The 19,401-nt window shown below is 29.2% G+C and carries 22 protein-coding genes; 3 read left to right on the top strand and 19 right to left on the bottom strand.

Features of this window, described 5'->3' with window-relative positions; all coding sequences use genetic code 11:
- Positions 1-49: 49 nt before the first annotated feature.
- The 3 genes from BCB68_RS07750 (at position 50) to BCB68_RS07740 (ending at position 3,232) form a co-directional block, all read left to right on the top strand.
- Positions 50-1,225, top strand: a complete 1,176-nt coding sequence (locus tag BCB68_RS07750; protein ID WP_094080254.1) for a hydroxymethylglutaryl-CoA synthase — start codon at positions 50-52, stop codon at positions 1,223-1,225.
- Between the two features lie 25 nt (positions 1,226-1,250).
- The gene (locus BCB68_RS07745) at positions 1,251-1,841 is read left to right on the top strand and encodes a sugar O-acetyltransferase (protein WP_094080253.1); all 591 of its coding nucleotides are present in this window, start codon (positions 1,251-1,253) and stop codon (positions 1,839-1,841) included.
- A 98-nt stretch (positions 1,842-1,939) separates the two neighbouring features.
- Entirely contained in the window at positions 1,940-3,232 is a 1,293-nt protein-coding gene (locus BCB68_RS07740) for a hydroxymethylglutaryl-CoA reductase, degradative (protein ID WP_094080252.1), read from the top strand.
- Positions 3,233-3,285: 53 nt separating this feature from the next.
- Here BCB68_RS07740 and BCB68_RS07735 read toward each other — a convergent pair whose 3' ends face one another.
- The 19 genes from BCB68_RS07735 to BCB68_RS07645 all read right to left on the bottom strand — a co-directional run bounded on the left by BCB68_RS07735 (position 3,286) and on the right by BCB68_RS07645 (position 19,288).
- Entirely contained in the window at positions 3,286-3,522 is a 237-nt protein-coding gene (locus BCB68_RS07735; RefSeq protein WP_094080251.1) for a hypothetical protein, read from the bottom strand.
- 234 nt (positions 3,523-3,756) lie between these two features.
- Positions 3,757-5,382 carry a chaperonin GroEL gene (gene groL / locus BCB68_RS07730; protein WP_094080250.1) on the bottom strand — a complete coding sequence of 542 codons (1,626 nt, stop codon included), beginning with the start codon at positions 5,380-5,382 and terminating at the stop codon, positions 3,757-3,759.
- Positions 5,383-5,444: 62 nt separating this feature from the next.
- The gene (locus BCB68_RS07725) at positions 5,445-5,708 is read right to left on the bottom strand and encodes a co-chaperone GroES (RefSeq protein ID WP_094080249.1); all 264 of its coding nucleotides are present in this window, start codon (positions 5,706-5,708) and stop codon (positions 5,445-5,447) included.
- Positions 5,709-5,884: 176 nt separating this feature from the next.
- Entirely contained in the window at positions 5,885-6,514 is a 630-nt protein-coding gene (locus BCB68_RS07720) for a hypothetical protein (RefSeq protein ID WP_094080248.1), read from the bottom strand.
- A gap of 161 nt (positions 6,515-6,675) precedes the next feature.
- Positions 6,676-7,299 (bottom strand): tRNA (guanosine(46)-N7)-methyltransferase TrmB, encoded by a 624-nt coding sequence (trmB, locus tag BCB68_RS07715; protein ID WP_094080803.1) that lies wholly within the window; start codon positions 7,297-7,299, stop codon positions 6,676-6,678.
- Positions 7,266-7,517 (bottom strand): hypothetical protein, encoded by a 252-nt coding sequence (locus tag BCB68_RS07710; RefSeq protein WP_094080247.1) that lies wholly within the window; start codon positions 7,515-7,517, stop codon positions 7,266-7,268. The genes trmB and BCB68_RS07710 overlap by 34 nt, the downstream gene beginning before the upstream one ends.
- A gap of 15 nt (positions 7,518-7,532) precedes the next feature.
- The gene (locus tag BCB68_RS07705; RefSeq protein ID WP_237048596.1) at positions 7,533-8,765 is read right to left on the bottom strand and encodes a 3-deoxy-D-manno-octulosonic acid transferase; all 1,233 of its coding nucleotides are present in this window, start codon (positions 8,763-8,765) and stop codon (positions 7,533-7,535) included.
- A gap of 90 nt (positions 8,766-8,855) precedes the next feature.
- Complete coding sequence (locus BCB68_RS07700) at positions 8,856-9,137, bottom strand: HU family DNA-binding protein (RefSeq protein ID WP_094080246.1); 282 nt, start codon at positions 9,135-9,137, stop codon at positions 8,856-8,858.
- Positions 9,138-9,289: 152 nt separating this feature from the next.
- A complete protein-coding gene (cmk, locus tag BCB68_RS07695; protein ID WP_094080245.1) occupies positions 9,290-9,997 on the bottom strand; it encodes a (d)CMP kinase in 708 nt (235 codons plus the stop codon).
- A gap of 14 nt (positions 9,998-10,011) precedes the next feature.
- Positions 10,012-10,941 (bottom strand): 50S ribosomal protein L11 methyltransferase, encoded by a 930-nt coding sequence (prmA, locus tag BCB68_RS07690; RefSeq protein ID WP_094080244.1) that lies wholly within the window; start codon positions 10,939-10,941, stop codon positions 10,012-10,014.
- 61 nt (positions 10,942-11,002) lie between these two features.
- The gene (locus BCB68_RS07685; RefSeq protein WP_094080243.1) at positions 11,003-11,782 is read right to left on the bottom strand and encodes a TIGR00282 family metallophosphoesterase; all 780 of its coding nucleotides are present in this window, start codon (positions 11,780-11,782) and stop codon (positions 11,003-11,005) included.
- 19 nt (positions 11,783-11,801) lie between these two features.
- Positions 11,802-12,278, bottom strand: coding sequence for a GNAT family N-acetyltransferase (locus BCB68_RS07680; RefSeq protein WP_237048595.1), 477 nt, complete (start codon positions 12,276-12,278; stop codon positions 11,802-11,804).
- A 111-nt stretch (positions 12,279-12,389) separates the two neighbouring features.
- On the bottom strand, positions 12,390-13,970 hold the full coding sequence (rny, locus tag BCB68_RS07675) for a ribonuclease Y (RefSeq protein WP_094080242.1): 1,581 nt from the start codon (positions 13,968-13,970) through the stop codon (positions 12,390-12,392).
- Between the two features lie 12 nt (positions 13,971-13,982).
- Entirely contained in the window at positions 13,983-14,384 is a 402-nt protein-coding gene (locus BCB68_RS07670) for a hypothetical protein (RefSeq protein ID WP_094080241.1), read from the bottom strand.
- Positions 14,385-14,548: 164 nt separating this feature from the next.
- Positions 14,549-14,971: a hypothetical protein gene (locus tag BCB68_RS07665; RefSeq protein ID WP_094080240.1), complete on the bottom strand. Its 423-nt coding sequence runs from the start codon at positions 14,969-14,971 to the stop codon at positions 14,549-14,551.
- Between the two features lie 2 nt (positions 14,972-14,973).
- On the bottom strand, positions 14,974-15,900 hold the full coding sequence (rsmH, locus tag BCB68_RS07660) for a 16S rRNA (cytosine(1402)-N(4))-methyltransferase RsmH (protein ID WP_094080239.1): 927 nt from the start codon (positions 15,898-15,900) through the stop codon (positions 14,974-14,976).
- Positions 15,901-16,170: 270 nt separating this feature from the next.
- Entirely contained in the window at positions 16,171-16,737 is a 567-nt protein-coding gene (locus BCB68_RS07655) for a DJ-1 family glyoxalase III (protein WP_237048594.1), read from the bottom strand.
- 87 nt (positions 16,738-16,824) lie between these two features.
- On the bottom strand, positions 16,825-18,531 hold the full coding sequence (gene ptsP / locus BCB68_RS07650) for a phosphoenolpyruvate--protein phosphotransferase (RefSeq protein ID WP_094080237.1): 1,707 nt from the start codon (positions 18,529-18,531) through the stop codon (positions 16,825-16,827).
- Positions 18,532-18,586: 55 nt separating this feature from the next.
- Positions 18,587-19,288, bottom strand: coding sequence for an ankyrin repeat domain-containing protein (locus BCB68_RS07645; RefSeq protein ID WP_157697375.1), 702 nt, complete (start codon positions 19,286-19,288; stop codon positions 18,587-18,589).
- Between the last annotated feature and the right edge of the window lie 113 nt (positions 19,289-19,401).

Below are 19,401 nucleotides of genomic sequence, written 5' to 3'. Positions count from 1 at the left end.
AAAAACTTAAAATTTAGAATATAAATAAGGATAGAAGGGTGGATTTTATATGAAAATCGGAATAGATAAAATTGGATTTGCAATGCCAGATTTCTTTCTGGACATCAGAGATTTAGCAGTTTCTAGGGAACAGAATGAAAATAAATTCACAAAAGGGCTGCTACAAAGTGAGATGTGCATCGCTCCAATTACTCAAGACATTGTGACATTGGGAGCTAGTGCCGCAGACAAAATTTTGAACGAAAAGGATAAAAAAGACATTGATTTAATAATAGTTGGAACGGAATCGGGGATTGACCAGAGCAAATCTTCTGGAGTTTTTATTCATCATTTACTTGAAATTCAGCCTTTTGCGAGATGTGTTGAAATAAAAGAGGCTTGCTACGGCGCAACTGCTGCACTAAACTTTGCAAAGAATCACATTTTAGAAAATCCCGAATCAAAAGTTTTAGTCATAGCTTCGGACATCGCCAAATACGGCATTGGTACTGCTGGAGAATCCACTCAAGGTGCGGGAAGTGTAGCACTGCTTATAAAAAAAGACCCCAAAATTGCTGTTTTAAATGATGACAGCGTCTGTCAAACAAGGGATATAATGGATTTTTGGCGTCCCAATTATGCTGACTTTCCATTTGTTGATGGACATTTTTCTTCAAAACAGTACTTGGACTTCCTTACTACAACTTTCTGCGAATACAAAAAACGCCACAATAAAAATTTACTTGATTTTAACGCCTTCTGTTTCCATTTGCCTTTCCCAAAACTTGGACTGAAAGGTTTAAATTCACTTTTTTCAAAAACTGAAAATTTGACAAAAGAAAAAAAATTAGAATTTTTAGATAATTTTTATTCTTCAATAATTTACGGCAAACGAATTGGAAATATTTACACAGGCTCTCTCTATTTAAGCTTACTTTCATTACTGGAAAATTGCCAAAATTTAAAATCTAATGATGTAATCGGAATGTACAGTTACGGAAGTGGTGCAGTTTGTGAAATTTTTAGTATTACGCTTGTCGATGGATTTAAAAATCAGTTGACAAACGATAGAATTAAGGATTTTGACAAAAGAAAAAGACTTAATACTTCTGAATATGAAAAAATGTTTTTTGAGCAAATAAAACTTGATAAAGATGGAAACAGTATTAATTTGCCACAAGATGACAGCCTTTTTTATTTGGAAAAAATTGAGAATCATAAAAGAATTTATAAAAAAATGAAATAAATTTATCTGGAAGGAGTAAATTAATATGAATTTAGAGGAACAACGAAAGTTTATTTTATCAGGAAAAGTCTATAACGATTTAACGCCGGAACTTGTAAAAGCTAGAGAAAATACTGTTTTTTTGACAAATAAATATAACAAAAGTTTTGGAAATCCATCTGAAGAGCGTGAAGCAATCTTAAAGGAACTTTTAAAGTCAATTGGGAAAAATGTGCATTTTGAGCCAACATTTCGATGTGAATTTGGATTTAATATTACAATTGGAAATAACTTTTATGCAAATTTTGACTGTGTAATGCTTGATGGTGGCGGAATTGAAATCGGAAACAACGTACTTTTTGGTCCAAGAGTAGGAATTTACACTTCAAATCATAGTATTGATGTAGAAGAGCGAATAAATGGAGGCTGCTATGCCAAACCTGTAAAAATCGGCAATAATGTCTGGATTGGTGCAGGAGTCCACATTAATCAAGGAGTTACAATCGGAAACAATACTATTATTGGCTCTGGAAGCGTTGTCACAAAAGATATTCCAGATAATGTAATTGCAGCAGGAGTGCCGTGCAAAGTTATCAGAAAAATAACAGAAAAAGATAAAACTGGTTACAAGCCTTAAAATTTAAGACATATATTCACTCAGGTATTAAAATTTGACAATCTTTTAAGTGCTTGGGTTTTATTATAAACTCTAAATGGAAGGAACTAATTTTTAATATGAAAAAAGAAAATCAGAAAAAATTAAAATGGCTCGGATTTCAAAAAAAAGAACGGATTGAAAGAATACAGATGTTAAAGGACAATGGCTATTTAACTGATGAATTTGAACAAATTTTGAAAAAAAATGAAAATTTATCACTGGAAACTGCAAATCAGATAACTGAGAACAACATCGCAACTTTTTCACTGCCAATGGGAATTGCACCAAATTTTTTAATTGACGGAAAAGAATATGCCGTTCCGATGATTACTGAAGAACCGTCTGTAATCGCCGCTGCAAGTTATGCTGCAAAAATTGTTGCGAAATGTGGAGGTTTTAAAACGACTGTTTTAGATAGAAAAATGATTGGAGAAATTGCGCTTTACGATATAATTGATTTTGAAAGAGCTAAAAATTTGATTTTGAAAAATGAAGATAAAATTTTAGAAATGGCAAACGAAGCTTATCCATCAATTGTAAAAAGAGGTGGAGGTGCGATTTGTCTGGAAGTTAAAAAATTGGAAGAATTTTTGGTTGTCTATTTGACTGTTGATGTAAAAGAAGCAATGGGTGCAAACATCTTAAATACGATGCTAGAAGGAATTAAGCCACTGCTTGAAGAACTTACAAATTCAACTGCACTAATGGGAATTTTATCAAATTATGCAACGAAGTCTTTAGTTACCGCCACTTGCGAAATAGACTCTAAATTACTTGGTGGAATTCATGTGGCAAAAAGAATCAGCTTAGCTTCCAAATTTGCTAAAATTGATACTTACAGAGCAGCTACTCACAACAAGGGAATTTTTAACGGAATTGATGCCGTGGTTATTGCGACTGGAAATGATTGGCGTGGAATTGAAGCAGCAGGACATGCTTTTGCAGCAAAAAATGGAAAATACGAAGGACTCACATCTTGGACTTTTGACGAAAATTCTGATAAATTAAAAGGAGAACTTACACTTCCTATGCCAGTTGCAAGTGTCGGCGGTTCCATCGGTCTAAATCCCAATGTGGCTGCAGCTTTTAGCATTTTAAAAAATCCAAATGCTATAAAATTAGCTAAAATAATAGTTTCAGTAGGACTTGCACAAAATCTTGCTGCCATAAAAGCGCTTGTCACAACTGGTATTCAAAAAGGACATATGAAATTACAGGCCCGTACTCTGGCTTTATTTTCTGGAGCAAAAGACTGTGAAGTCGATTTAGTGGTAAATAGAATTTTAGAAAAAAAGATTATAATTAATTCTGAAAATATAAAAAAAATTTTAAAAGAAATTAGGAATATATACAAAAAAAACTACACATAAATTAAAGAGTGTAGTTTATTTTTAAACTTTAAACATCCTAATTTTATATATTTTTAATAAAGATATGTCGAAGTTGTATAGTACAGTCTTCTATTTCCTTGACCTTCAAAGTAAACTCTATAAACAGCTCCATATCTAAATCCTTCAAAAGGATAACCTCTGAATGTAAATTTTTTACCGCTTTCTAAACTTACACAACTATCTTCAGATGTTATACTACATCTTTCCACATATCTTGAAAATCCAATTACACTAAATAACAAAAATGCTCCGAATATTAATTTTTTCATAATATATCACTCCTTAAAATTGTATTTTTGCTACATATTTTAATTAGGATGTTTTCTAATATATTATTTTCTTTGTGAAAAAAAATTATATATTTCACTAATAGTTTAACCCATTAAAATTTGTTTTTAATTATTTTATCATTAATTTTATTATAAAATAATTAAAAATCACAGTTATTAATTTTTTAACTGTGATTTATTCTTAACTTTAAATTATTTATATTTTTAAGATTATTACATCATTCCTGGCATTCCCATTCCATTTGGCATTCCTGCACCTGCATGACTTTCTTCTTTTTCATTTGCAACCGCTACTTCTGTTGTAAGTAAAACTGAAGATACTGAAATAGCATTTTGGATTGCTGAACGAGTTACTTTGGCTGGGTCAATTATTCCAGCTTTTACCATATCTACATATTCTTCTTTTGCAGCGTCAAAACCTATTCCGTTTTCAGAGTTTTTAACTTTTTCAATTACAACTCCAGCATCAATTCCAGCATTTACAACAATTTGTCTAAGTGGTGCAAATAAAGCTTTTTTAACTATCTCTACTCCTAATCCTTCTTCACCGTCTAACTTAAAGTCTTCAATCGCATTTGCAATTTCAATTAAAACTGTTCCTCCACCAGCTACAATTCCTTCTTCAACTGCCGCTTTTGTTGCATTTAGCGCATCTTCTATTCTCAATTTTCTCTCTTTCATTTCAGTTTCTGTTGCAGCACCAACTTTTATCACTGCAACTCCGCCTGCAAGTTTTGCTAGTCTTTCCTGTAATTTTTCCCTATCATAGTCAGATGTAGTTTCTGAAATAGAATTTTTAATCTGTCCAACTCTTGCGCTAATTTCAGATTTTTTACCCATTCCATCCACAATTACTGTATTGTCTTTCGTAATTCTAACTTTTTTAGCTTGTCCTAAGAATGTAATATCAGCTTCTTCCAATTTTATTCCCTTTTCTTCAGAAATAACTTCTCCACCTGTTAAAATTGCTATATCTTGTAACATAGCTTTTCTTCTATCTCCGAAAGCTGGAGCTTTTACAGCAGCCACATTTAATGTTCCACGAAGTTTATTTACAACCAATGTTGCAAGTGCTTCTCCTTCAACATCTTCAGCAATTATAAGCATTGGTCTGCTTGTTTCTACTGTTTTTTCCAAAATTGGAAGCAATTCTTTCATATTTGAGATTTTTTTGTCTGTTATTAGAATGTAAGGATTGTCCATTTCAACGACCATTCTTTCAGAATCTGAAACCATATATGGCGACAAGTAACCATTGTCAAACTGCATTCCTTCTACCACTTCTAAAGTTGTGTCAAGCGAACGAGCTTCTTCGACTGTAATTACGCCTTCCTCCCCAACTTTTTCCATTGCCTGTGCAATCAATTTCCCAATTTCCTTATCTCCCGCTGAAATTGCTCCAACTTGTGCAATTTCTTCATTTGCCTCAACTTTTTTAGCCTTTTTAGAAAGCTCTTCAATCACTTTTTTTGAAGCCTGTTCCATTCCACGACGGATAAATACTGGATTTGCTCCTGCTGAAACCATTTTTAGTCCTTCTTTTATCAAAGCTTGAGCAAGCACTGTTGCTGTAGTTGTCCCATCTCCTGCCACATCGTTAGATTTTGTTGCAACTTCTTTTACAATTTGTGCTCCAAGATTTTCGATTGGATCGCTTAATTCAATTTCTTTTGCGATTGTAACACCGTCATTCGTAATCATTGGCGCTCCAAATCCTCTATCTAATACAACATTTCTTCCTTTTGGTCCAAGTGTTATTTTTACAGCATCGGCAAGTGTATCAACACCTACTTCTAGTGATTTTCTAGCTTCTTCATTAAATTTTATTATTTTTCCCATTTTATTTTCCTCCAAATTATTTATTATAAATCAAAAATTCAAATTTAAACACCTTTATGTCTTTATTCAACAATGGCAAGTACATTATCTTTTTCTAAAATTAAATAAGTTTCTTCCCCATCTTTAACTTCAGTTCCTGCATATTTTTCAAAAATAACCTTATCTCCAACAGAAACTTCCTCAATTTTTTTTCCAACTGCCAAAACTTCTCCAATTATAGGTTTTTCTTTTGAAGCTGTTCCCGGCAGTACAATACCGCTTTTAGTTACTTCTTCTTGTTCAGTTTGTTTTATTAAAATTCTTTTTCCCAATGGTTTAATTTTCATTTCCTTACCTCCTAAAATATTGTGTATCTTTTTAGCACTCTTTATTCTTGACTGCTAATATATAATAATACATTTTTAAAAATTTTTCAAGTTTTTTTTTATAAAAAATCTAAAATTTTATTTAAAAAATAAAAAGTACATCTTAAACTCATATTTAAAATGTACTTTAAAAACGTCTATTTCTTATAATTTTCTCTAATTTCTTTTAAAACTTTTCGGATTTCTGCATTGGAATATTTTCTTGTTTCAATTCCATCGGTACTAGTTTTCACTATAAGTTTTTCATTGCTTTTTATTTTCTGAGATTTATTTTTTGCAAAATATTCCGCCCTTATATTTTTTAGAGCTTTTCGAGCTCTTGCTCGGTCCTTTGCCGTAAGCTCAGATTTTGCCACGACATTTGACACAGGTTCGTAAACAACCATAGGTTTTACTTCTTTTCTTGCATTTGCTATAACTTGTTTTACTTTTTCGTTATCCTTTTCTTGTGAAGTCATTTTTTTCTTTGCTTGTGGTACGACATCTTTTTGCTTTTTTAAGTTATCTTCAACGACTCTTATTTCTTTTTTATTTTTTTCTGCCTGCTCCTGAGCTTGAGCAGCCAACTTTTCTTCTTGAGCTCTTTGCTGTGCTAATTCTTGCTCTTTTTGCGCCTTTTGCTGTGCTCTTTCCAGTTCCAACTTTATCTTTTGCTCTTTATAATAATTATCTCTTGCTTGTTTTAATATCACATTTGTACCAACTGCTAACAGTGGTATTCCTACTATCAAACTACTTATCAAAATTAATTTTTTTTTATTTTTCATAAAAACCTCCAGATTTATTTTCTCTAATAAAAACTATCTAAAAACCTTCCTAACTACTATTATACTATTATTTTCACAAATATTCAAGGAAATTTTTTTATTTTGTTAGAATTAACCTAAATTCTTTTTGAAAAATAAACTTTATTTTTAAATTTTTAACTCTAATTTCTTTGTATTTCAATATATTTAATATTCATATTATGTTTACTCAAAAACATCTGTTCAAACTCTGTCTTTATATTTTGCTGTGCTTTTTCCGAATTATGCAAATCATCCGTATGAAAAATGACTTCATAATTTTCAAGATTTTCGACTAATTCCAAAACATCTCTGTAATACTGCTCATGATCCGTTTTAAAAAACAATTTCCCTTTTGACTTTAACACAACATCTAATTTTTTGAACAAATTTTCGCTAATCACCCTTTTTTTCTCTTCACCTTCCCAAGGATCTGGAAAATTTATATAAACTCCCGAAATTTCTTTTTCACCAAAAAATTCTAAAATTGTTTCCCCCCTTTTTCTCAGAAAAAGTATATTTTTTAAATTTCTTTTAGTAGCTTTTTTTGCTCCCAAAACAAGTCTTTTAAATCGCAATTCAAGTGCAATATAGTTTCTATCTGGAAATTTTTGTGCATTTTGAACTGTAAAATTCCCACTTCCACAACCGATTTCCAAATATATGTCATTTTCATTTTTAAAAAACTTATTCCATTTTCCACGAAACTCATTTATTTTTTCGTTGTCGTACATTAAATATTCAGGATAATCCAACATTTCACACATATATTTGTTATAATTTTTTTTAGGTTTTTCAAAAAATATTTCCAAATTTCTTTTTCGTTTATAATTTGACTTTTCTCGTAATTTTTTATTTTAAATTCATCATTTATTTTTTTTATTTTTTCTCTTCTCTCAAGCTCTTCTTTTGACAAGATTTTTTTATTTTTTTCAGCTTTAATTTGCTTTTCTCTTAATTTATTTTCTCTTTTTTTATTATCCATAAATCACACTCCAAATCAAAATATTTCACTAATTATTTTATCTATCTCGTTATTTTTTTCAAAAAATTCTTTGGTATTTATTTTTTCTTCTTTTTTTAAATAATCAATAATTTTGTCTTCATTTTGCACAATTTCCACAAAATTAAGTTTTTTTGTATCATTTACAATTTCTTCGATATTTTGGAAATATTTCCCAATTATCGGCTTTCTTCCATAAAAAAGTGGCTCCAAAATCGAATGTCCACCAATATTTACAAGCGTTCCGCCGACAAATACAAAATCCGCCATTTGATAAAAATCTGTAAGAACTCCCATCTTATCCACAATAACTATCTCAGTTTTTTTTAGATTTTTCCAAACTTCAAAATCTGAAAGCAGTAAATAACTTTCTCGTGGGAATAATTTTAAAATTTCATCTTCCACTTTTTTTATCCGCTCCAAATGTCTAGGAACCAGCACAAGCTGATATTCATTTTTTTTATTTATTTTTTTTAAAACTTCAAGCCAAATTTTTTCTTCGCTTTCTCTCGTACTTCCGCAAACTATTATTTTTTTATTTTTGTCCAAAATTTCTTCAAAATATTTATTTTTCTTTTCTTCAGAAAGAATGTCATATTTTATTGAATATTTTAAATTTTTAAAAACTTTTATTTTTTTATTTTTCATTTTTAAACTCTCGTATCTCAATGCATCTTTTTCGCTTTGCACCAAAATTTTTTTAGCTCTATTCAAACTTGAATTTATAAACCAGTTAAATTTTTTGTAAGATTTCATTTTTTTATCAGTAAGTCTGCCATTTACAATAAACAATTCTCCAAACTTTGCCGCCAAATAATATAGATTAATCCAAATCTCAGTTTCTATAATAATTGTCTTTTTTATTTTATATTTTTTATAAATTTTTTTTAAAGCAAAAAAATCGTCAAGTGGAAAATACAAAATTTTCACATTTTTGTTATTCCCATATTTTTTAGTAATCGCTGTAAAGCCTGTATTTGTCATAACTGAAATGACTATTTTTTCATTTCTTGATAAAATTTTTTTGATTAGTTCAACCGACAAGTTAAATTCTCCAACTGATGACAAATGAATTAAAATGGATTTCTCATCTTTTCCCCAAAAATTTTCATTTGAAATTTTTTGAAATAGTCGAGTTTTAAAAAATATAAGTAATTTTTTATTAAATAACGCCAATATCATTATGACTAAATATAAAAAAAATCTTATTAAATTATAAATTATTAACATATTTATCTTCTTCCATAAATTTTATTTATCAAATTAAGAAAAGACTATTTTTCAATGACAGCTGTCACATCAAAATAGCCTTTTTAAAAATTATTTAGCATTCGCTACATTATCAGCTAATTTTTTACCCACTTTGAATTTAACTACATTTTTTGCAGGTATTTGAATTTCTTCTTTAGTTTGAGGGTTAATTCCAGTTCTTGCTGCTCTTTCTTTTACTTCAAATGTTCCCCATCCAACAAATTGAACAGATTCACCTTTCACTAAAGATTCTTCCACTGTTTCAAGAAATTGATTTACTAATTCTTCAGCTCTTTTTTTAGTTTCTCCTGTTGCTTTTGCATAAGCATCTACAAATTCTTTTTTTGACATTTTATCAAACCTCCAAATTTTATAATTGAATTTAATACTCACACTTTATTTCGTGTTTTTAAATTACTTAGTTATTATACACTATTTTCAATATTTGTCCAGTATTTTTTTTAATTTTTTTATTTTTTTTAAAATTTTAATTTAAAATTAATTTATTTAATTTTATTTTTCAAAATTTTTTCTATTTCTTCCTTAACTTCTTCGATTGTTTTAAAAGTTGTATCAATTTCAACTGCATCTTGCGCTTTTACCAACGGAGATTCCTTTCTTGTGGAATCAATTTTATCTCGCTCAACAATATTTTTATAAATTTCATCCAAAGTCACATCTTCATTTTTCAAAACCAGCTCTTTATAACGCCTTTTAGCTCTTTCCATCGCATCTGCTACCAAAAATATTTTCAATTCTGCATTCGGAAAAACAACCGTTCCAATATCACGACCGTCCAAAATAACATTTTCAGACTTTGAAAATTTTCTCTGCAAATCGACTAGCTTTTCTCTAACTTCCTTAATTTTAGCAATATTCGAAACATTTTCAGAAATTACAGGTTTTCTAATCTCATCGCTCACATCAATTTCATCTAAAAAAAATCTATTTTTTTTAATATCAATATTCAAATTTTCCAAAATTTTTTTCATATTTTGAATAATTTCAAAATCAGAATTATTATTTTTACTTTCAGATAAATTTATAATATTTTTTAACAAATTAAAGGAAACTTTCTCATTTAACGCTTTTAATGTAACAAGCCTATACATCGCTCCCGTATCCAAATACACAAAATCAAGCTCTTCTGCTAACTTTTTAGCAATCGTGCTTTTCCCGCTCCCAGCAGGTCCATCTATTGCAATTATCATCTTTTCTCCATTCCTTAACTATAAATTTTTTTATATTCAAAAACTAGAGATACCCAGTTATTTTTTTCATTTCTATCAATTTTTTTCAAATTATATTTTTCTGTTTCTTTCAAAAACATTTCTTCTTTTTCTTTCAAAATCCCAGAAAAAATAACTACTGCACCATCTTCCAAAGTTTTTTCAATATTTTTCAAAAGTTCTATCAAAACATCGACTAATATATTTGAAACTACCAAGTCATACTTTTCAGAAATATTGTCAACCAAATTTCCAATTATAACTTTATAATTATTTTCAATCTTATTTTTCTCAAAATTTTCATGGACAACTCTTTCAACTTTGTCATCAATATCAATTCCAGTAACTTTATGAACTCCCAACTTTTTAGCAATTAACATCAAAATTCCAGAGCCACACCCAACATCAAGCAAATTACTTTTGCCTTTTGAATATTTTTCCAAAAATTCTACACACAGTGAAGTCGTCTCGTGAGTTCCAGTCCCAAAAGCAAGTCCAGGATCAATTTCAACCACAATTTCTCCATCTTCTTCATAATCATCCCAGCTTGGCTTAATTACAATGTTTTCTGTTATATTTACCGTGTGAAAATATTTTTTCCATTCATCTTGCCAATCTTCATCAGAACATCGTGAAGTATAAATTTCTGACATAAAATTTTCGTCATCTTTTGAAATTTCATTTATATTATTATAAATCATATTTAATTTAGTCTTTGCAAACCTATTGTCAATAACATAGCCAATCATACTCCAAATATCGTTTTCATTTTTAAAATTTACGCTATAATCCAAAGAATTATCAGAAAAATAATCGACAAATTCTACTTGTTTTATCCCAACTTCTTCAAAAATATTAATTAATTTTGCTTTTGTCTCTTTCAAACTGTCTGAAAAATAATCGATTTTTACTTTTATCCATTTCATCTATTTTTATTTCCTCTTTTTTAAATTTTTTATTTTTTAATTCTTTATTTCTATTCATTTTTTAAATTTCATCATAACCCATATTTATTCTTTTAATCGCAACTGCTTTTCCAGTTTTTTCATTTACTTCCACTTCAATTCCGTTTATTTTAGGATTTTCCTTACAAACTGAATATCTGTTTGGCATTCCATCTTTAAATTTTTGAATGCTTTCTTTCTTATTCATTCCCAAAACTCCATCGTGTCCACCAGTCATTCCAACATCCGAGATAAAAGCTGTTCCTCCTGGTAAAATTCTCTCATCAGCAGTCTGTGTATGTGTGTGAGTTCCATATACAACAGATAACTTTCCAGTTAAATTCCATCCCATAGCTTGTTTTTCCGAAGTTGCTTCAGCATGAAAATCAAGTACGATTATATCTGTTTCTTTTTTTATTTCAGGCAAAATTTCTTCTATGGTTAAAAACGGACAGGCAATCGGTGGCATAAAAATTTTTCCTTGTGCATTGATAACTGCCACTTTTACTCCATTTTTTTCAACCATTGTATATCCATTTCCCGGAGCTTCCTTTGAAAAATTAATCGGTCTAATCAAATTTTTATGATTATTTATGTACGGATAAATTTCTTTTTTGTCCCAGCTATGATTTCCCAGCGTAATTACATCTGCTCCACGAGAAAAAATCTGTTCAGCTATTTTTATATTTATTCCAAATCCCCCAGCTGAGTTTTCTCCATTTACAATTATAAAATCATAATTTTTCTTTCTTTTTTCCAAAAATTTAAACAAAGTATTTCTTCCAGGCTCTCCAACTACATCTCCAATTATCAAAAATTTCATTCTATCTTCCTCTCAAAATTTAAATTTGTTTTTCCATCAATGTTTTCAATGGCAAAAATCCTATTTTTTCATAAAATTTAAGCGCATTCTCGTTAAAATTCCAAACATCCAATGTAATACTAGTGAAATTATTTTCTTTTGCAAAATTTAGCACATATTCATACAACTTTTTTCCAATTCCACTATTTCTAATATTTTTATCCACACATAAATCATCAATATATAAAACTTTTCTGTCGCACAAACTTTTATCATTTTTCACTTCACGAAAGACACAAAAACAATGTCCCAAAATATTATTATTTTCATCGGTTGCCACAAAGATTGGCTTTGTATCATCTTTTAATAATTTCTTCAATTCTTCGTCACTAAATTTCTTTTCGCCTTTTTTAAAAATATCAGGTCTGCCATTTACATGAACTCCATGGACTTGATATAAAAGTATATTTAATCCATCAATATCATCTTTATTAGCTCTTCTAATTTTTATTTTCACAAAATAAACCTCCTTAAAAAAAAAATTTATATTTTATAATATTCATTATTTTAGGAAAAAAACAAAAATTGTTATAAAAAAGACTGAAAACTAATTCAGTCTTTAATTTATCTATTTTGCATACTCTACCGCTCTAGTTTCTCTTATTACTGTTACTTTTATCTGTCCTGGATACTGCATTTTTTCTTCAATGTCTTTTGCAACATCCCTTGCCAAAATTGTAGCTTTGTCATCGTCAACATTGTCAGGATGAACGATTAATCTAAGTTCTCTTCCAGCCTGAATAGCGTACGAGCTTTCAATTCCTTCGTGACTATTTGCTATTTCTTCCAATTGCTCCAATCGTTTTAAATAATTGGACAACGTTTCCCTTCTAGCTCCTGGTCTTGACGCTGAAATTGAATCAGCTGCTTGAACTAATACTGCTTCTATACTCAACTGTTCAACTTCATTGTGATGAGCTTCCACCGCATTTATAACAATTTCAGTCTCTCTAGAAAATTTTCTCAAAAATTCTCCACCGTTTAATGCATGAGAACCTTCCTGTTCGTGTGAAAATGCTTTCCCAATATCATGAAGAAGAGCCGCTCTTTTAGCCACATCTACATTTGCTCCAATTTCTGCTGCAAGTGCAGCTGCGATATGAGCCACTTCTATTGAGTGCTGCAAAACATTTTGACCAAACGATGTTCTAAATTTCAATCTTCCAAACACTTTTAAGACTTCTCTTGGAAGAGTTGGGATTCCAACTTCTAAGATTGCCTGTTCTGCCGCATCTAATACACTTTCTTCCACTTCTAACTGCGCTTTTGCCACAACTTCTTCAATTTTTGTAGGATGAATTCTTCCATCTGAAATCAATTTTTCTAGTGCGATTCTAGCAACTTCCCTTCTAACTCCATCAAATGAAGAGAGGACAACAGCTTCTGGCGTATCATCAATTATCAAATCCACTCCGGTCACAGCTTCAATCGCTCTAATATTTCGACCTTCTCTTCCAATGATTCTACCTTTCATTTCTTCACTAGGAAGTTGAATTACAGAAATTGTTGAATCTACAACATAGTCAGCCGCAGCTTTTCCAATTGCAGTAGAAATTATTCTTTTAGAAATTCTATCTTTTTCTCTGTCTAAATTATGCTCATAATCTCTTATTAACACTGCTTTATCATGATCCAATTCGTTTTCTAATTTTTCTAATATAATTTTTCTTGCATCATCTTGAGTAAGCTCTGAAATTCTCTCCAATTCTTTCTCCTGATTCACAATCATTTCATCTAAATCTTTTTCTTTTTTTGCAAGTCTGTCTTTATATTTTTCATTTCTTATTTCTTTTTCTTCCAGACGCTCCATTTTTGTTTCCAATGTCTCTTCTTTTTTTGCAATTCTCTCTTCTTTAATAGCCAACTCTGATTTAATTTTTTTTATTTCATCGTCTGCTACTTTTTTTTCGTTTAACAATTCTTCTTTTACTTTTAATGTCTCTTCTTTCTTAAAAGATTCAATTTCTATTTCAACTTCTCTTTTCGATGTTTCAAGTCTTCTTTTGACATCAACTATTCTTAGTTCAAGTTCACTTAACTCTCCATATTTCTTTTTAAATACAGAACTTACCAAGAAATAAGCTATAAAAAAAACTAAAATAGAAAAAAGAAGAATTGATAAAACAAATACTACTATTGTTACACTCATTTTTCTCCTTTCTTATTTTTTTTCAGCTACATTTGAAATCTTCCAGCTCCCATCATCCATCTTTTTCCAAGTTATATTAAAATAATCACTTTCTGTGCCATAATTTACAACCATGACACTAGTTGCTTTATTATTAGATTTTACTTTTGGTTCAGAAAAAATAAATGTTAATCTTGAAAGGTCGTATTCTTGTAATTTTTTTACAATAATATTATTTTTAAATGTAGTTAAAAAAATCTCTTTGATTTTATCGTATCTATTTGAGTTTGCATCTTTTTTAAAATTTGTTATAACATTTGTTATTTCATTATTAATTTCATTAATTTCAATTTGAGAAATATTTTTGTTATAGCCATTCAAAGATGTACAACTTACAAAAATTAACAAAATTATTAGACATAAACACTTTTTCATAGTTCTACCTCCAAAACTTCGCTTATTAATTTTATCATAATTTTTTTACTTATTCAAGTCTGAACAATCAATTTTTAAGAAAAAATTTATATAAAAAAGACACGCATTATTCAATTTAAAATCAAAATGCATATCTTTTATCTTTTATATTTTTTTGTTTTATCTTATTTTTTATTTTCTATTTTTATATATCTTATTGGATCATTGGGGACAAATCCATCTTCATATGCTTTTTTTTCTAATTTTTTTCTATCAATTCCATCATAAAATTTATTTTCTAAAGTTGAAACTTGCCTTCTTAAATCTTTCAATTCCTTATTTTTTGCCTTATACTGTCTATCTAAAGAACTAACACTGTTTACTGCTACAATTTTTATCGAAGCTACAATTACTGCAATTCCAATATAAATAGCGAATTTACTTATTACTGCTCTATCAAGTCCTGCAGTTTTTGAAAGTCTTTTGTTCATTTTTCTAGGAACTGTAATCTCTTTTTCTTTTTTTTGTTTTGCAATTTTTCTAGCTGTATTAGTTATTTTAGGAACTTTCAACACTTGCATTTTTTTTTCTTTAGAAATATTACTCATTCCTACTTTTCTCTCCTTTCAAAAATTCTTAATTTAGCTGAATGCGCTCTCTTATTTTCTTTCAATTCAATTTCCTTTGCTACGATAGGCTTTTTTGTGATAACTTTTCCCAAACTTTTTTTTCCACACACACAAATTGGTATATCCTTTGGACAAGTACAAGGATTTTCATACTCTCTGAATTTTTCCTTAACTATTCTGTCTTCCAGCGAATGAAATGTTATTACCAAAAACTTTCCGTTGTCATTTAACAAATTAACAGCTTTATCCAAAGTCTGTGTCAAAACTTCTAATTCTTTGTTTACAAAAATTCTTATTGCCTGAAAAGTTCTTTTTGCAGGATGCCTTTTCATACTTTTTCCTATTGATTTTATCACAATATCAGCTAATTCTGTCGTAGTTTCGATTTTTTTATCTTTACGATATTCCACTATATTTCTAGCAATTTTCCTAGATTTTGGCTCTTCCCCATATTTATAAATTATATCTGCTATTTCTTTTTCAGAAAAAGTATTTACAACATCGTAAGCACTTAATTTTAGAGATTTATCCATTCTCATATCAAGCTCTGCACAAAATCTGTAAGAAAAACCTCTCTTCGCATTATCCAGATGATTTGAAGAAACTCCAATATCCATAAGTATTCTATCAACTTTTTCAAATCCTGCTAAATAAACAACTGTGTCTATATTTTTAAAATTATCATGAAATACTGTAAAATTATCATAATTTTCCAATCTTTTTTTTGCAAATTCAATTGCTTCAATATCTTGATCTATTGCAATAACTTTTGAATTTTTTGAAGAGTTTTCAAGAATACCTTGTGTATGACCTCCGCCACCAAGTGTACAGTCAACATAAACTATATCTTTATCCGTTACAATATTTCCAATAACTTCATCATATAGCACTGGTTTATGATATTCCATAAAACTTTTCCTCCCTCAATTTTACACTTTTAAATTAATCTAATTTACAAATTATTACAATAATACTATAATTATTGTATTATACTACAAGTTCATTATATTCTTATTTGAAGTAATAAATAAATGTATTAATTTTTATTTCTAGAATGTATTAAAATTCAAAATTATAATAAACAATTTAGCTAATTGTACTTTAAATTTTGTTTTATGTCAAGGTTTTTTTACTTTTTTCAATGAGTTCTTTTGATTTTTTATAAATATTTTACCTTTTTACTTTTTTGAATAAACTATTTCATCTTTAATTTCTTTCGATTTTTTGCTGCCTAAAAGCTGCGAAATAATCTCAAGTGCAAAATCTATAGCTGTTCCCGCACTTCTGCTAGTTACAATATTTCCATCTACAACAACCCTTTCATGAGTTAAAATAGGTTTTCCTTCTAATAAGCCATTTTCACAAGCTGGAAAACAAATAGCTTTTTTATTTTCTAAAATCCCTAATTTTGATAAAATCAACGGAGCCGCACAAATTGCACCAACTTTTTTGTTTTTAGTATCTTTAGAAAATTCCAAAACTTTATCTAAAAGTAACTGTGATTTGAAATAATTTTCGTGCCCTGGTCCTCCCGGCAAAATTAACATATCATATTTGTCAAAGTTAATTTCATTTATAACTTTATCTGCGACCACTTTAACTTTTCTTGCGCTTGTCACTAAACTTTCATCTGTTAATGAAACTGTATCTACTTGAATTTCAGCTCTTCTAAGTAAATCAATCGGAGCAATTGCTTCCACTTCTTCAAATCCATCTGCCAAAAAAACTGCAACTTTTTTACTCATAATATTTTCCTCTTTTCTATTTTAATCTTTTTATTTTTCATGAAGAATAATGAAAAAGAGCTAAAAAATAGCCCTTTTTTATTTATTTTATTTCAATTTTTCAATTACATCTTCAGGTGTATCCTGTTTTAAAATTAAATCTCTATACTTTTGTGCATCCACATAATTACTATTTCTAATTATTTTTTTAACTGTAAGTCCTGATGAAGCACTCATACTAAATGAATCAAGTCCCATTCCTAAAAGTAATCTAGTCGCTCTTTTATCTCCTGCGAACTCTCCACACATACTTACACTAATCCCTGCATGATGTGCAGCATCAATTACTTTTTGAATAGCTTCCAAGACAGCTGGGTTAAACGAATTGTATAAACTAGATACCAATTCATTTCCTCTGTCTACTGCCAAGAAATATTGAGTCAAATCGTTAGTTCCAATTGAGAAGAAATCAACTTCTTTGGCAAATTTATAAGCAACTATTGCAGTCGAAGGAGTTTCCACCATAATTCCAACTTTTATATTTCTATCATAAATTTTACCAATTTCATCTAATTCTTTTTTACATTCTTCTAAAATAGCATTAGCTTTTCTAATTTCATTTATAGAACTTATCATTGGGTACATAATTTTAATTTGACCATATTGAGAAGCTCTTAAAATAGCTCTTAGTTGAGTCTTAAACATATCTTTATTTTCTAGTGATATTCTGATTGCTCTGTATCCTAGAAACGGGTTCATTTCTTTTGGTAAATCTAAATAAGGTAACTCCTTATCTCCACCTATATCCATTGTTCTTATTGTGACAGGTTTTCCTTGCATTTTTTCAGCTACTACTCTATATGCTTGATATTGTTCTTCTTCTGTTGGAAAATGATCAGAATTCATAAACAAAAATTCTGTTCTATATAATCCAATTCCTGTTGCTCCTGATTCGATTACTGCATCAACATCGTTAGGACTTCCAATATTTCCCCAAATGTCTACTTTTCTTCCATCTAATGTAACTGCTTCTTCATGAATTAATTTTTTAAGTTCTTCTTTTTCTACTCTAATTTTTTCTTGTTTTATTTTATATTCTTCAACTAATTTTTCAGTTGGTTCTAGGAAGATTTCTCCTGTTTCTCCATCCATTATGACTAATTCTCCGTCTTTAACTTCTCCTAAAACACCTTTTACTCCAACTACTGCGGGTAATTCAAGAGATCTAGCCATTATAGCCGAATGAGCTGTCTTTCCTCCAATTTCTGTAATAAATCCGACACAATTTTCCAAATCTAGTTGAGCTGTATCTGACGGTGTCAAATCTTTAGTAACAACGATTGTATTTGGTTCTAAATTACTAAAATCATTAATTTTAATTTCCAATAGATTTTTTAACCATCTTTTTCCTATATCTTGTAAATCAGCTGCCCTCTCTCTCAAATAAGGATCGTCTAACTGAGAAATCATTTCACAATATTCGTCAATTCCTTCTCTTAGAGCTCTTGCTGCTGGTAATTTATCACCTGTTATTTTAGCTTCTACTTCTTCAATCAAATCTTCATCTTCAAGAAGCATAATATGACCATCAAAAATTGCAGCTTTATCCTCACCCATTTTTTCTTTTACTTTTTCTCTGATTGCAATTAATTGAGTCTTTGACTTTTTCAATCCATTTTCCAATTTTGCCAATTCTCCTTCAATAGTTGAATTAGCGTCTATCTCTTGAGGAATAACTATATTTCCCTCTACAAAAAGTAATACTTTTCCTATTGATACTCCTTCAGAAGCACCAATTCCTGTCAATCTTTTCATTTTTTTCTCCTTATGTATAAATTTTATTATAAATAACATTTTTTGATAATATTTACTAATATTTTCTATTAGCCTTTACATTATCACGAAACAATTTAACAATTTGACCTTTTCCAAAATCTGTTGCCATATCCATTGCGGTTCCTCCATTGTAATCTTTTAACTGAGGATTTGCACCATTTTTTAATAAAACTTTTATTATATCAATATTTGCTTTTAGTGTTGCATCTTGTAGTGCAGTCCATCCATCAATTCCACTTTGTTCATTTATTAATTTTGGATTAGCAGAAAGTAACATTTCTACAGCTTTTTCATTTTCATAATAACACGCCACATTTAGCACACTTCTTTTAAAAAGTGGATGTTTTTCTCTCAAATTTGCACCATTTTTTATAAGATATTCTAAAATTTCATTATTTTGAGATTCTATTGCCACGATAATGGGTGTATATCCTTTTTCATCTCTGGCATTTACATCTATCAATGTACCGTCAATTCCAAAAATTTCAAAAACATTTATTGCAACTCCATATTTTCCATTACCAGGAGTATTTTGTTCAATTGCTTCTTTTCTTCTGTCAATATTTTCCTTGGTCAACAAAGAAAATTTTACAAAGTTGTTATTGTGTTGTCTAATAGCTTTAAATAAAGCACTTAATCTATTTTCTCGCTTTTTTGAATCACTAATTTCATTTATTTTTCTTGAACTTTCCCTTTTGTAATCATAAATTGACGAAAATGAAAGAAAATTAGTCATTAGAATACCTACTAAAACACTTTTTAAAGAAAAAAATTTCATTTCTATACCTCACTTTATAATTATACCATATGATTTTCAAAAATCAAATTTTTTTTAAAAAAATAGAAAAA

Origin of the sequence: Leptotrichia sp. oral taxon 498 (assembly GCF_002240055.1) — a bacterium.
In the GTDB taxonomy this organism is placed as follows: Bacteria; Fusobacteriota; Fusobacteriia; order Fusobacteriales; family Leptotrichiaceae; genus Leptotrichia; species Leptotrichia rugosa.
This window is presented reverse-complemented; position numbering and strand designations above follow the sequence as displayed.

Excerpts from the sequence above, each read along its gene's own strand:
- BCB68_RS07750 (WP_094080254.1), top strand. The coding sequence starts at position 50 with ATGAAAATCGGAATAGATAAAATTGGATTTGCAATGCCAGATTTCTTT.
- BCB68_RS07645 (WP_157697375.1), bottom strand. The coding sequence starts at position 19,288 with ATGACTAATTTTCTTTCATTTTCGTCAATTTATGATTACAAAAGGGAA.
- BCB68_RS07705 (WP_237048596.1), bottom strand. The coding sequence starts at position 8,765 with ATGTTAATAATTTATAATTTAATAAGATTTTTTTTATATTTAGTCATA.
- BCB68_RS07745 (WP_094080253.1), top strand. The coding sequence starts at position 1,251 with ATGAATTTAGAGGAACAACGAAAGTTTATTTTATCAGGAAAAGTCTAT.
- BCB68_RS07735 (WP_094080251.1), bottom strand. The coding sequence starts at position 3,522 with ATGAAAAAATTAATATTCGGAGCATTTTTGTTATTTAGTGTAATTGGA.
- prmA (WP_094080244.1), bottom strand. The coding sequence starts at position 10,941 with ATGAAATGGATAAAAGTAAAAATCGATTATTTTTCAGACAGTTTGAAA.
- BCB68_RS07665 (WP_094080240.1), bottom strand. The coding sequence starts at position 14,971 with ATGAGTAATATTTCTAAAGAAAAAAAAATGCAAGTGTTGAAAGTTCCT.
- rsmH (WP_094080239.1), bottom strand. The coding sequence starts at position 15,900 with ATGGAATATCATAAACCAGTGCTATATGATGAAGTTATTGGAAATATT.
- BCB68_RS07710 (WP_094080247.1), bottom strand. The coding sequence starts at position 7,517 with ATGGATAATAAAAAAAGAGAAAATAAATTAAGAGAAAAGCAAATTAAA.
- BCB68_RS07740 (WP_094080252.1), top strand. The coding sequence starts at position 1,940 with ATGAAAAAAGAAAATCAGAAAAAATTAAAATGGCTCGGATTTCAAAAA.
- ptsP (WP_094080237.1), bottom strand. The coding sequence starts at position 18,531 with ATGAAAAGATTGACAGGAATTGGTGCTTCTGAAGGAGTATCAATAGGA.
- BCB68_RS07700 (WP_094080246.1), bottom strand. The coding sequence starts at position 9,137 with ATGTCAAAAAAAGAATTTGTAGATGCTTATGCAAAAGCAACAGGAGAA.
- BCB68_RS07720 (WP_094080248.1), bottom strand. The coding sequence starts at position 6,514 with ATGAAAAATAAAAAAAAATTAATTTTGATAAGTAGTTTGATAGTAGGA.
- trmB (WP_094080803.1), bottom strand. The coding sequence starts at position 7,299 with ATGTGTGAAATGTTGGATTATCCTGAATATTTAATGTACGACAACGAA.
- BCB68_RS07655 (WP_237048594.1), bottom strand. The coding sequence starts at position 16,737 with ATGAGTAAAAAAGTTGCAGTTTTTTTGGCAGATGGATTTGAAGAAGTG.
- groL (WP_094080250.1), bottom strand. The coding sequence starts at position 5,382 with ATGGGAAAAATAATAAAATTTAATGAAGAAGCTAGAAAATCACTAGAA.
- BCB68_RS07685 (WP_094080243.1), bottom strand. The coding sequence starts at position 11,782 with ATGAAATTTTTGATAATTGGAGATGTAGTTGGAGAGCCTGGAAGAAAT.
- cmk (WP_094080245.1), bottom strand. The coding sequence starts at position 9,997 with ATGATAATTGCAATAGATGGACCTGCTGGGAGCGGGAAAAGCACGATT.
- rny (WP_094080242.1), bottom strand. The coding sequence starts at position 13,970 with ATGAGTGTAACAATAGTAGTATTTGTTTTATCAATTCTTCTTTTTTCT.
- BCB68_RS07670 (WP_094080241.1), bottom strand. The coding sequence starts at position 14,384 with ATGAAAAAGTGTTTATGTCTAATAATTTTGTTAATTTTTGTAAGTTGT.
- BCB68_RS07725 (WP_094080249.1), bottom strand. The coding sequence starts at position 5,708 with ATGAAAATTAAACCATTGGGAAAAAGAATTTTAATAAAACAAACTGAA.